Source organism: Lysinibacillus sp. G01H (assembly GCF_028872195.1).
GTDB lineage: Bacteria > Bacillota > Bacilli > Bacillales_A > Planococcaceae > Lysinibacillus > Lysinibacillus capsici.
The window spans coordinates 2,814,912-2,827,229 of sequence record NZ_CP118397.1; the positions used below are offsets into that span (position 1 = coordinate 2,814,912).

General features: G+C 33.9%; 12 protein-coding genes. 4 read left to right on the forward strand and 8 right to left on the reverse strand.

Annotated elements, in window-relative coordinates; genetic code table 11:
- Positions 1-104: 104 nt before the first annotated feature.
- Positions 105-878 (forward strand): DeoR/GlpR family DNA-binding transcription regulator, encoded by a 774-nt coding sequence (locus PSR12_RS14365; RefSeq protein WP_202341139.1) that lies wholly within the window; start codon positions 105-107, stop codon positions 876-878.
- Positions 879-1,087: 209 nt separating this feature from the next.
- Here PSR12_RS14365 and phnX read toward each other — a convergent pair whose 3' ends face one another.
- From phnX to PSR12_RS14400, 7 genes are all read right to left on the reverse strand, one after another.
- Positions 1,088-1,882 (reverse strand): phosphonoacetaldehyde hydrolase, encoded by a 795-nt coding sequence (phnX, locus tag PSR12_RS14370; RefSeq protein WP_274769473.1) that lies wholly within the window; start codon positions 1,880-1,882, stop codon positions 1,088-1,090.
- A 27-nt stretch (positions 1,883-1,909) separates the two neighbouring features.
- The gene (locus tag PSR12_RS14375; protein WP_263081940.1) at positions 1,910-2,752 is read right to left on the reverse strand and encodes an ABC transporter permease subunit; all 843 of its coding nucleotides are present in this window, start codon (positions 2,750-2,752) and stop codon (positions 1,910-1,912) included.
- Positions 2,753-3,538: a PhnE/PtxC family ABC transporter permease gene (locus PSR12_RS14380; protein ID WP_274769475.1), complete on the reverse strand. Its 786-nt coding sequence runs from the start codon at positions 3,536-3,538 to the stop codon at positions 2,753-2,755.
- Between the two features lie 11 nt (positions 3,539-3,549).
- On the reverse strand, positions 3,550-4,314 hold the full coding sequence (phnC, locus tag PSR12_RS14385) for a phosphonate ABC transporter ATP-binding protein (protein WP_202341406.1): 765 nt from the start codon (positions 4,312-4,314) through the stop codon (positions 3,550-3,552).
- A gap of 28 nt (positions 4,315-4,342) precedes the next feature.
- Positions 4,343-5,371 carry a PhnD/SsuA/transferrin family substrate-binding protein gene (locus PSR12_RS14390; protein ID WP_257522467.1) on the reverse strand — a complete coding sequence of 343 codons (1,029 nt, stop codon included), beginning with the start codon at positions 5,369-5,371 and terminating at the stop codon, positions 4,343-4,345.
- Between the two features lie 14 nt (positions 5,372-5,385).
- The gene (locus PSR12_RS14395) at positions 5,386-6,522 is read right to left on the reverse strand and encodes a phosphonoacetaldehyde reductase (protein WP_274769477.1); all 1,137 of its coding nucleotides are present in this window, start codon (positions 6,520-6,522) and stop codon (positions 5,386-5,388) included.
- A gap of 858 nt (positions 6,523-7,380) precedes the next feature.
- On the reverse strand, positions 7,381-8,055 hold the full coding sequence (locus PSR12_RS14400) for a serine/threonine protein kinase (protein WP_274769478.1): 675 nt from the start codon (positions 8,053-8,055) through the stop codon (positions 7,381-7,383).
- Positions 8,056-9,013: 958 nt separating this feature from the next.
- Here PSR12_RS14400 and PSR12_RS14405 point away from each other — a divergent pair.
- The 3 genes from PSR12_RS14405 to PSR12_RS14415 all read left to right on the forward strand — a co-directional run bounded on the left by PSR12_RS14405 (position 9,014) and on the right by PSR12_RS14415 (position 10,284).
- Positions 9,014-9,301: a Rossmann-fold NAD(P)-binding domain-containing protein gene (locus tag PSR12_RS14405; protein ID WP_274769479.1), complete on the forward strand. Its 288-nt coding sequence runs from the start codon at positions 9,014-9,016 to the stop codon at positions 9,299-9,301.
- A 315-nt stretch (positions 9,302-9,616) separates the two neighbouring features.
- Entirely contained in the window at positions 9,617-9,973 is a 357-nt protein-coding gene (locus tag PSR12_RS14410; protein WP_274769480.1) for a hypothetical protein, read from the forward strand.
- Between the two features lie 32 nt (positions 9,974-10,005).
- Positions 10,006-10,284: a hypothetical protein gene (locus PSR12_RS14415; protein WP_221680234.1), complete on the forward strand. Its 279-nt coding sequence runs from the start codon at positions 10,006-10,008 to the stop codon at positions 10,282-10,284.
- A gap of 245 nt (positions 10,285-10,529) precedes the next feature.
- Here PSR12_RS14415 and PSR12_RS14420 read toward each other — a convergent pair whose 3' ends face one another.
- Positions 10,530-11,798, reverse strand: a complete 1,269-nt coding sequence (locus tag PSR12_RS14420; protein WP_257522471.1) for a hypothetical protein — start codon at positions 11,796-11,798, stop codon at positions 10,530-10,532.
- Between the last annotated feature and the right edge of the window lie 520 nt (positions 11,799-12,318).

Consider the following 12,318-nt stretch of genomic DNA (forward strand, 5'->3'; position numbering starts at 1 on the left):
TACACACTTTCACATTTGCTGTATTTTGCATTTTTTAATTAAATGATTGATAATATTTAGATTAGAGCAATTATTAATTGCAAGAATAAATGGAGGTTATACAATTGTTACAAGAACATAGACATCAAAAAATAGAAATATATTTAAAACAACAGAAAGCTGTGAAAGCTACTGAACTTGCGTCATTATTAAATGTATCCATAGACACCATTCGACGAGATTTAGAAACTCTTGAAAAAAAAGGCACCATTAAACGAGTACATGGAGGAGCCATTTTGAAGCAAAATAATAAAAATGTACTTAATAAATTATTTGTTGAAAGGGAAGTAGAAAATTTAGAAAAGAAACAAGAGGTAGCGTCTGTAGCAGCTGAACTAATAGAAGAGGGACAGGCAATAGCATTAAATGGTGGAACAACTACCATTGAAATCGCCAAGGTTTTAGTAGAAAAGTTCCACCGTTTAACCATCATTACAAATGATATTCGGATTCTAAGTATTTTAGGGGCGAATAAAAATTTTAAGGTCATTCTTTCTGGTGGTTTTTACAATCCTGATGAGTATACTTTATATGGAAAGCAATGCGAGGAAGTTCTCTCAAATTTTAATATTGATACTGCATTTATAACAGTGAATGGCTTATCACTAAAAAACGGCTTAACAGATTTTAGAATCCACGAAGTAGACGTGATTAAAGCTATCCTTTCTCGATCAAATCATAAAATTGTAGTGGCGGATTCTACAAAATTTGAGACTTCATCTTATATAAACATCTGTCCTTTAAATGAAATTGATCTCATCGTATCTGATAGTTCAATTTCAGCTAAAACAATAGAGGACTATAGTAGTCATGATATAAGAATTATTTCTCCAAATTAAGGCTCTAGCGTAACCAGAAAATAGTAAAGCATGACACTTCAGATCCATACACATAAACAAAAAACATTTAATGTGTTATTGAAAAGCTCCCTATACAAATGTTAACAGCACTCCGAATGTTAGACATACTCTAACATTTGGAGTGCTTTATTTTTATGTCGCTGAATGAAGAAAAATATATTTAAGCATTGCTATCTTGGTGAATTTCGTTACCTATTTATGCGCTCATTTATTTTATCAATTAACCCAGGTAACTCATTCATTGTACGAATTGTATAATGCGCGCCAAGATCTTTAAATTTTTGGACGGTTCTTTCAATGATTTGTTCCTTTTCCTCAGAAGTCAATGCTTCATACTCTTCTTTGCTTAAACCCATTTCAGAGCTTCCTATCACTACACCGACAGCCCAAACCCCTGCATTTAATGCTTCGTTAATATCTGAAATTGTATCACCAATCTTAACAACCTGTTGTACAGACTGTAATTGAAGCTGCTCCATATTACGATAAATCATGTATGGATATGGTCTTCCTAATGAGTTAGTTGCATCAGGTGTAATATAAAAATCTGGACTATAGCCTTTTGCCTTAGCATTCGGCACAACGACATCCATCATCATTTGTGTATAACCTGTTGTCGAACCAATTTTTAGCCCTTTACTCCGCAATTGTGTAACCGCTTCTACTACGTGGTCAATCGGATCCGTAAAGGTAGCCAATGTTTTCATTAAACTTTTTTCAAATTTTACATAAAGTGCCTCTACATCCTGTTCAGTAAAGGGGCTTCCGTGTACCTCCTGCCAGAGCTGTTCAATTCTTGGCATTTGAAGCATCGTACGGATATGATCGATTTTAAGCATACCCATCGGTTTTCTTGCTTCTTCAATCGTGACTTCAACACCTGCATCGTGAAAAATTTCTACAAAAACATTGACTGGGGCCATACAGCCAAAGTCTACTGTTGTCCCTGCCCAATCCAAAATAATTCCTTCAATCGCTTTCATAGTATGTCCTCCAAATATTCTTCCCTACTAAGCCTTCGCTGGGAAGAAACGTTTTTTTAATTGTGTTGATGTAATTTCTAATAGAATCGCGATGATTAAAATAAAGTATGTAATCATCCCTGCTTCACGCAAGTCAAAATAGAAGCTTGATGCCATAAATAATTCAAAGCCAATGCCACCTGCACCTGCCGCTGCACCCATTGCAACAGCTACACCAAAATTAATCTCAAAGCGTAAAAATACCCATGATAGTAAATAGGTAAATGTCGTAGGAAGGACTGCATGAATAATGATATGCCACCAATTTGCCCCACTAGCTCGTAACGCCTCAATAATGCCTGAATCCATTTCCTCAAAAGCCTCAGAAAATGCCTTTACTAAATATGCTACCGAATGCAGTAGCATCCCTAATACCGCGGCTTCACTCCCTAAACCAGCAGAAATTGCAAAGATCAATACCCATAAAACTGTGGGTACCGCACGAATAAATGCCATCCCCATTCGTACAATCTTGGACAACCATTCATTTGATAAATTTGTAGCTGCCATTAAAGCTAACCCTAATGCAATCACTGCCCCAATAATTGTTGATAAAAAAGCAAGACCAACTGTGATGCCAATTTGGTAAAATGCTTCTCCCCAGCTAAAATGCGATAGCCCTGGTTCTAAAATCATTATTTTAATATTGCTTAACGTATCAACAATCGCTGTTTTTAGCTCAAACCCTTTATAGTTAAATATAAAGAACGCAAAAATTGTTGATAGCGTAAAAATTAGGAGCATCACACGGATATAAATATCTGCTCGTGAATATTTCTTTAATGGAATATGCCTTTTGCGAGGCGGATTATTTTCCATAGCCTGTACCATTTATAAAATCACCTTTCGCACATGATTTGAACACACATCAATAACAATAACGGCTACTACGATACAGAGTGTAATGAGTGAAATTACATTATAGTTCAGCATTTTATAATAAATATCAAACACATAGCCGATGCCAGTACCAGTTAAAATGCCTATCAATGTTGCATTACGAATATTTGTTTCAACCATGAATAAGATCCAGCTAATAACCTGCGGTAAACACTGTGGCAATACGCCCTTAAAGACGATTTGAAAATATGTTGCTCCAGTTGCTTGTAAGCCTTCAATAGACTTATCACCTGCTTCATCGATCGATTCGATAAATGCGCGTGTTAGGAAACCTGTTGAGCCTACAAATAAAGCTATAAAACCTGTCACCGAATTCTGTCCAAACGATAACAATAATACAAGCGCCCAGACAACAACTGGAATATTTCGGGAAAGCGATGCTACAAAGCGAGAAACTAGCATTAACGGTTTATTGATCATCGTTTTAGAAGAGCCAAATAACCCTAAAAATAGTGCTATGATTGCGCCAAATACAGTAGCAGCAATAGACGTAAAAATCGTTTCAAATAATGCTGCAAGTATAATCGGTAATTTTTCTAATGACTCACCTGTTACAAATAAATTTGATAACATCCACAATAGAGCATCTGGCAAGGTAATCATACCTTCTACAACATTAAATTGAGTGATGGCAGCAGAGCCATAGGTAAATAGTATAATGGCGATTAGAAAAAACCATATATGCCAGTTACTACGTTTCAGTTTGTTGTCAATCATGTTAGATCTCCTTATATCATGATTAAATCTTGCATGTTCGAACTATAAATATTTTGGATTTCCACATTCGTCAGTGCAGCACTGCGATTATTGAAGACAATATTGCCTTTGTTTAAGCCAATGATACGATCCGAATAATGCTGCGCAACCTCCACCTGATGTAGATTAACGACTACCGCAATTCCTAGCTCAGAGGAAATCATCTTCAAATAATCCATAATAATTTTTGAGGAGTTCGGATCCAACGAGGCAATTGGTTCATCACATAATATTAGTGAAGGCTCCTGAATAAGCGCTCTACAAATCCCAACTCGCTGTTGCTGTCCCCCACTTAATTGGTCACAACGTTTATATGCATGTTCCTCAATACCAAGCTTTTCTAAGAGGAAAAAGGCACGCTCCTTTTCCTTTTGCGTATAGCGATTAAAAATTCCCTGCAAAGTCGTTTTATAACCAAAACGACCATGCAGTACATTTTCTAAAACCGAAAGACGTGGAACTAAATTATAATGCTGAAAAATCATGCCGATTTTCGTACGTACTTTTCGTAGCTCCTTCTTATTTAGTTGACCGATATTTTGTTCATCAAATAGGATTGTTCCTTGATTAAAATTCACCATTCGATTAATACAGCGTAGTAACGTGGATTTTCCTGCACCAGAAGGACCAATAATGGAAATAAACTCTCCTGGATAAACTTCAAAGCTAATATCCTTTAATACTTTTGTTTCTTCGTTATAAAACTTCTCTACTTTATTAACCTGCAATAATGGTATCATCTCGAATATCCTCGCTTTTTGCTAATTATTTTGTTAATTCTCGAATCGGGTTAAACCATGCATCCTCAACTTTAAGGAAACGCTCATTCTCTTCCTTTGTGAATAATGTTGCAGTCTCACTACCCTCTAAACCAAAAATCATTTCGTTATTTGCAAACTCATCCGAAGTAAATAGAGCTTGAATTGTATCAAAATCTTCTTGACCCATAGTTTCTAAATTTGCAACGAATGGTTCATTTAATACAGGCGTTACGTTCATTAATGTAAAATCCTTACCTGCTACTTTGTTAAATGGCTCTGCTGCATTTTCTTTTACTGTATAAATAGCACCTTGTCTATTTGCTTCTCCGTCTTTGAGCTCTACATACTCTTCTACACATGTATCACAGAATGCGGCTACATCTACATCACCATTTAACAAGTTCACCGCCGATCCTTGGTGAGAGTTACCAAATAATACTTGCTCAAATAATTCAGCACCTGTCATGATGCTTTCCTCAGATAAGTCTGCGTATTTATCCGTTTCTGAGAAATGCTTAATGATTGTTGAGGATGGTACTTTAAAGCCAGAGGTTGAGCTATTTGATACAAATGAAATTGATTTCCCTTCAATTGTATCTAATGAAAATTCATCATCCTTTTTGAATGCATCCTGTTCATTTACATCTACAGCTAACCAACTATAATAAATTGCATCATCTAATGTTCCAGATGCGCCAGATTGTACTGCTAACGGAATAACTGCATCATTTTTTTTCTTCGCTTCAATATAGCTGTTTGAACCCATAAAACCCATATCTGCATTGCCATTTGCAATTGTTTCAATCGCGATAGCATAGTCTGTCGTTAAGTGATGCTTCACTTCCTTACCTGTGGCTTCCTCGATTAATTCTCCTATCTCATCACGTGATGCCTTTAAATCAGAGCCTGATTCATTTGGGTACCAAACAATGTCGATTTTGTCGTCTACTTTACTTTCTGTTGTTTGTCCAGAGCATGCTGCTAAAGCGATTGATAGTGCTAAAACTGATGACATTAAAATTGTTTTCTTCATTGTTCTATACCTTCCTATTCATAGATTGAGATTAAAATATTTTTAACATCCGCTTCTGTTAAGGGGACTGGATTGTTATCCATACGACCTTTTGTAAACGCATTTTCTGCAATACGATTAATACTTTCATGTGTTCCTTTGTATTGCACAAGTCTTGTAGCAAAACCCGCTCTTTCCTGTACGCTTTCTATCCATTGTTGTATTTCTTTAAACGAACGATGACCAAATGCTTCAAGAAGTTGTTGTTTTTCAGGGATACTCTCAAAATTAATAGCTAACACTTTTGCTAATGTTAGGCTTGCTGCCACACCATGTGAAATCCCAAGCTCCATTGTTAGTGGGTAAGAAATGGAATGGCAAGCTGTTGTACGCGTATTACTAAAGGCCAAGCCTGCATACATACTTGCTAAAGCAATCTCACGTCGATATTCTATATTACTTGGTACTTCAATTAGCGGTTCTAAATTTTGCATAATTCGCTGAATGGCCTCTTTTGCATAAACTCTCGAAATTTCATTCGATTTATTTGACCAATAGGCCTCTGTTGCATGACATAAAGCATCTAATGTTGTCGAAACAGTAATACTAATTGGTAATGAAGTTGTTAGTGTATGGTCAATAATTGCTGCATAGGCATATAACGATGGGTTATCAATAGATAGTTTGATTCCTTGCTTGTCATACCAAATTGTTGCCCAGCATGTTAGCTCCGAGCCAGTACCGGAAGTAGTAGGAATTCCAATCCAAGGTATTGTCTGCTCGTTATTCTTGTAGTTTTTTTGTTCAATAATTGTCAACAGCTGCTTAGAGTTTTCAATTTGCATTCCTTTAATCGCTACTAATGATTTAGATAAATCTAGTACACTCCCCCCTCCGATACCTACGATACAATCAAAATCAAAATCTTTTGTCTCATTGAACAATGCGAATAAATCATCTACAGTAGGATTTGAAATTTCAATATCTACTTGCTGCATTTCATACTGCTGTAAACATTTCCTCATTTCAGCGCTTTCTGGCGATTTATTAAAATTACCCCCACGAGTAAGTAAAAGCACTTTTGTTACCTTTTGGGGCATTTCTTCAATTACTCGCTTTAAAACCTTTAATTCCCCAATATTAATTTTTACTGGATTAAAAAAAATTCCCATTAAATCACTCTTCTTCCTTCTTAATCTACTGCTTTTTGCACTTAACTTATTTATTCCTTTGCAAATTCTTGCTTACATTTGCAATATTAATCATCTTTTTGCAGTTTTTCAATCCATTCTGAAATATCTTTACATCAATTTATAAAATTTACAATACATTAATATTCCATAATCAACCTAAGTTGTTTGTAAATATGTATAATTTGGTAGGATTGAGCATAAAAGACTAATGATGCATCTTTTTGCAAGAATATATATATTATCAGATTGAATTTCCTAAAAAAAGCAAAAAGCCGCAAAAACATCTAAGCTTGCAGCTATTTTTACTATCTAAACTGAATTTAGAATTCTAGAGAAAAAGAGCTTCTTGTCTGGTCAAATATTTTAAAAAAACCAGTCTCAAAGTTATTTGAGTACTGGATTCTATGTTTTGTATATAACAGATGCCTCTTCAATTTTTCACTAAGCTAAAGAAGGACACTTTAATGAATAAACTAGAACAACATTTTCGTAATAATCCTAATAAGGAAATACTATCAAAGAAGTTAAAGAAGCTTTACTAGAAGGGTACTGGGTAACATCAAAAGAAAAGAACCTTCTATAAAAAATCAATTTTACAATCTTAAATGAAGTAATGACATTGCTATGTTGCTCCTGCAGCAGCTTTTTATACCATGGGTTTGTATTTTACAAGATAGATTTCTTTAAAAAAGAGGGCAGTTGCTCTTTGAAGAGACAAAACATAGCTGCAGTAAATTGATATACTCTCACCCTCTTACTATTAAAAATACGCTACTCGATGTGAGTAGCGTTACTGACCAATATGAAATCATCTCGTAAAAGGTAGCTCCTGTAAGTTCAATTATTTTTTAACAAAAATTTTAAAATATTTTTTGTAAACTCTTCATATGAAGTATTCTTTCCACGCTGGTTATACCATTTTCGAATTGTTTCTACTAACCAAAACGGCACAGAGTTCCCATCTATTACATGATAATATTGCTCGTATCCTTTTTTTAAATGCTCCCATCGATAATCATTACCCTGAAGTGTGTACTCAGAGACATCAATTATTTTCGCCCTTCCATTTTGGAGCAAAATATTTTTTAAATGAATATCACGAGGGTTAAGGCCCTGCTTCCGAACATATTCTCTTGCATCCTCCACTTCATTTATAACCTGTTTTGGAATGTGAATACCTTGGAGAATGCAATCAAAGAGCGTTTTTCCTTCTTCGTAACTTAAAACAAGGTATTCGTCATATGAAGCAAAGCATGTTGAAAAGAAAGGTGAATCTCCTAATATTTCATAAACATTTGCTTCAATTTTTACTTTGTGTACTTTGTCTTTGGCATATACTTTAAATGCATACGCTGGAGCGGAAAGAGCTTGAAAAACAGCCGCATCTGTCCCAACACCTATACACTTCAAATCATCAGCTTCACCATTTATGGTTACCGGCTCGTTATTTGGGTTTGAAAAAACATTTATTTTAGAAAGAGAACCTATAGCTTTGTCCCAGTCGTTTTCCATACCATCTCTCCCATCATTTGCATTAAAGAAAACTACACTATCTAATTACTTTAGTAGAGATTCTATATCGCCCTTAACAATATCAGTTTCTTTAACTAACACCCGTCTCCATACTTTTTTCACACACTTATATCTCAAGTTTCCTACACGTTCTCTTTCATTTTAAAACGTTGGGAACCAATAGAAGTTCCTATATACATTTCTCCTTGTGGAAGTATACGGCTTCGTTAGCTACAGAAGAACCAGTTCTATCCTCTATTTACCCTTAACCATCTGCATTAAAAACTTTCAAAGAGATTTGATGTGGCTCTATTGTTAGCTTTATTATTTAATATTGTCAATTCAAGTGGTTCATTAGTTTACACACTAGAACAAATTGTTCCTTGTAGAGCGATAGCCTCTGCCATATTAGTCCAATTTTCTTTTGTCGATTTCAAACACATAATATAATCGACTGCTTCAAAACCTATTCTATTAAGCTTTGAAGCAAATTTCTCATAATGAATTATAATATAGTCTGCACCTAGCTCCCGTTGCCAAAATACATGACTCTATTCTCGAAGCTTTACCTATAACCGTTAACCCAGCCCATTTAGCTAGTTAGATAGCAATAGAACCTACTCCACCTCTTATTTTCATTTGGAAAACGATTGACATTCATTCTATCAATATTGCTTCATACGCAGTGACTCAAAAGTAGTAGAGGATTACACTCAAAAAATGAGAGAACAGTATTTAAGTAATAAAAAAAGCCAACTCATTATATATATTAAAAATTCTCAGGCTCAAATTAATGAACATCTGGTCATTTGTTCATATGGCAAATAAGTAATTCCTCTAACTTGGTTTTTAGCCCTTGACTAGCGTACCTCAAAATCGGATACCTCCCTACACTTCAATTATTTACCAATACAATATTAGGTGTTATTAGGTATACACATTCTTAAGGAGTGATGAAATGACTAAAGAAGCAGCAGAAAGGGATCATACTCAAGAAGAAATTGAAAGAATATTAATCCAAAATAATCACGAAACAGTTGGTCGTATTGCAACTGACGAAGATACTAAAGCAGAAATAATTAATTTCATACAAAAAGATATGTATTCTAACACTACTGATCAACAATTTATCGTAAGCTTACAAAAACTACTCGATCCCATTTCCAGTTGTGATGTAACAATTAATGATAGTTTCTCTGACAGTATTATTTGTACTTTTAAACCAAAAGAAAAAACTCATTACTAATGATTCAAAAATCTTAAATTAACAATTTGTACTTAAACATTTGTTGACAAAGCAATAGTTATATTATATTAAAAAAACTCATTATCGATTAAGGTAACGCGCATATTTCTTATTTGGTGACAATTTAAGTATTTTTGTTCCTTGAAGCTATTTTGTTGTACATGGATTTAGATAGATAAACAGAAAACTAACACAGCTGTCTATTTTTTGTATATACAATTATAAGTATTTCCTATAAAATTACATTAATTCATAATATTAAATAGATGGACGCTACCCTATTAATTAATCATTAATTTTTTTGAAGGAAATAACTTGTTTAAAAATTTTCGTGAAGAACTAAAAGAAGAATGGAAAAACACAACCGAGGATTTAGAAAAAAAAGTATTTAAAGTATGGCAGTTAGAGTATAAAGGGCATATCATTCGAATTGTAAATGCAATGACAGAAGAAGTTCTTTATATTAATAATGAGGTAATAGATAAAAAAAGTAGGGACAATATGTTCAAACACGTCTACCCCTTTGTAAAATTGAAAGGTGAAATTACAGAAGCTAATGGAACCATATCTAAAGTAAAAGTAAAAATTGGTGGATTACTATGTCTAAATATTGTTGTTAAAGTAAACGGTACAACACTACTTAATGAGAAACACCAAATTTCTATCAAATAATGTTTAACTTTTAAAGTATAGGAGAGGTAAATATGAATAAATTCCGCGTAAGAAGATGGTTAAAATTGCACCCAGAACAAGAAATCATTATTACAAGTGAGCATTATAAACGTCTGGGTGATATCGGATTACTGAAAATCATTATTTTAGGTTCATATAAAGATAAAATTATTTCATATGACCCACAATTATTTGAGGTTATACAATCTAGTCTTGACTCTACTTCACTTTCAAAATTGTTTAATGACTTCACACAACATTCTAGAGAGCGTTATTTAGATAACAAGAAAAAACCAACTCATTATACATAATTAAAAATAAAACCAAGCGTCCATATTCAATAGAGGAATTGGATGAAATTTGTGTTTGGTAAGTGAATTTTGTAGAAACAAAAAATGACCAGGTACTCACAATGAACTGAACCTCGAATCGGTCCACTTTTTTTAAGTGTCCACTATTCGGGGTTCAGTTCAAAGAAAAGATATGCACCCGATTGTTGAATTAGAAAAGAATAGTGTGCAGTCTCAATATTTTAAATGAAGCAATATTATTTACATTACATTTCATTTAGTTTAACAACTTCTCCATTATTCGCCTTTACTGCATATTGACAATCTAACTTTCCGCATAATATATAGTAACCCTGCTCAAAATCATATACATAATATGGTGTCAATTCAATGAAGTCTTTTAATTTCTCAAATGCATCCTCTTTTGAAATCTTTATTTCCTCTGCTTCATCTAGTTCCATATACATTTTTAAAAACGGCTTATTATCCATGTAATTTAATACTTGATAAGTCTCTGAGTCGATGAACAGCTTCACTTTTCTTTTAAATACACGCTCTTTCTGTTCCTTTGCTTTTAATATTGCATGGATGTATCCCTTATCTCGATATAGCGACTTTAATGCCCATTTCCCCGAATCATTCGTGTATTCTTGACTTAAAAATTTTTTAATGTTACTGACACACTTTTTAATTTCTTCCTCTGTGATTGGTCGCAAATCTGGATGTGGTTCCCACTGAAACGCTTGATCAGGTGTGACATTTTCAATGAGTGATAGTATTTTACCTTGGAAAGTTTTTTGAATATTATCATCCCATTCTATCACTTTATCCATTTGCAAAGAAAATTTATCATCTACAAAGATTTCAAAAGGTAAGGTAGAAAAACAATTATTCTTAATATAAATCTCCTCGATTGCAAATGCAGGAACGAGCTTTTTTTGTTCAATGACTGGAAACTCAACTAACTTCAATTGTTCCTTAGCTAACTTTTCTACTTGTTCAAGGGAAAGTAAATATTTTTCTTGTTTTACAAATTTATCTGATTGAAACTGTCCATATACGGAAAATAAGGTGAGCCTACCTTCTTTATCCAGTTTTAATGTAATATGACCAGACGGAGAAACTGCAACCCCATCTATAAATTCCTTGAAATGAAGCTCTCTTTCTTCTTCCTTCCATAACTCAAACTGTCTTCCGTAATTCAACCCAGTTTCCTTTTCAATCCACATGATGATTTCATGCCTGTTATTCAAATCAAATGTCATACCATCAACAATTGATATACCCTCACTAAAAATCACATGTTTAGTCTTTCTTGAATGGATGTCTATCTCAATACAAGCTGTACCTTCTGGATTATAGGTTCCATCATCCCAATTTTTAATATGATTTGGAAACCATTCCATGCTTAGACTATAAACGGTATCTTTGAAAATTGTTGTACTTCGGTTGATATCAAATGTGTGTAAATAATAAGCGTGTAAGCAGTATTTTTCTTTTGTATAATCAATTAATTCTTTTATTCTCTTATCCATCTAGATCTCCTTATATTTAAGGTATTATGAATAACATCCCCTACTTGTCGATATCATTTCACCTTGTATGTTGGGCTAATATCATTTTACCATATCCTTCCTCAATTAAATGGCCCTATCGTAATATAAGGTTAGCTAGATTTTTCTGGCTGGCTATTTTCTTATAGGTTTTATTATTACGGTAGTCGGGGTAAAACGTCTGGCCCGCGGGACTTGATCCCGTTTAACAAACGAACTTATGATATTACAAGCAGATTTAGGGGTTACCGACTAATTTAGTATTTTCTTAGAGGAGGAGATTTCGATAAGAATCCAGTCGTTGGTCTAGATGTTTCTAAAGGTTCAAGCCTTTTGGATAAAAGTCAGCTCTATCGTAAGAGCTTTAGTGTTAAACATACTCTAGATGGTTTTGGAGGTTTATTAGAATTTCTAGAAGAGGTTGAGTCGCAAGCATTCTACAAGAGAAGTTGAAAATGAAGCCATTTTAAAGGATATTCATCTTCTTTACCACAAGTAGAGG

Coding starts and splice junctions, on each gene's coding strand:
- phnX (WP_274769473.1), bottom strand. CDS start 1,882: ATGAAAGCGATTGAAGGAATTATTTTGGATTGGGCAGGGACAACAGTA.
- PSR12_RS14375 (WP_263081940.1), bottom strand. CDS start 2,752: ATGGTACAGGCTATGGAAAATAATCCGCCTCGCAAAAGGCATATTCCA.
- PSR12_RS14380 (WP_274769475.1), bottom strand. CDS start 3,538: ATGATTGACAACAAACTGAAACGTAGTAACTGGCATATATGGTTTTTT.
- PSR12_RS14390 (WP_257522467.1), bottom strand. CDS start 5,371: ATGAAGAAAACAATTTTAATGTCATCAGTTTTAGCACTATCAATCGCT.
- PSR12_RS14395 (WP_274769477.1), bottom strand. CDS start 6,522: ATGGGAATTTTTTTTAATCCAGTAAAAATTAATATTGGGGAATTAAAG.
- PSR12_RS14400 (WP_274769478.1), bottom strand. CDS start 8,055: ATGGAAAACGACTGGGACAAAGCTATAGGTTCTCTTTCTAAAATAAAT.
- PSR12_RS14405 (WP_274769479.1), top strand. CDS start 9,014: ATGACTAAAGAAGCAGCAGAAAGGGATCATACTCAAGAAGAAATTGAA.
- PSR12_RS14415 (WP_221680234.1), top strand. CDS start 10,006: ATGAATAAATTCCGCGTAAGAAGATGGTTAAAATTGCACCCAGAACAA.
- PSR12_RS14420 (WP_257522471.1), bottom strand. CDS start 11,798: ATGGATAAGAGAATAAAAGAATTAATTGATTATACAAAAGAAAAATAC.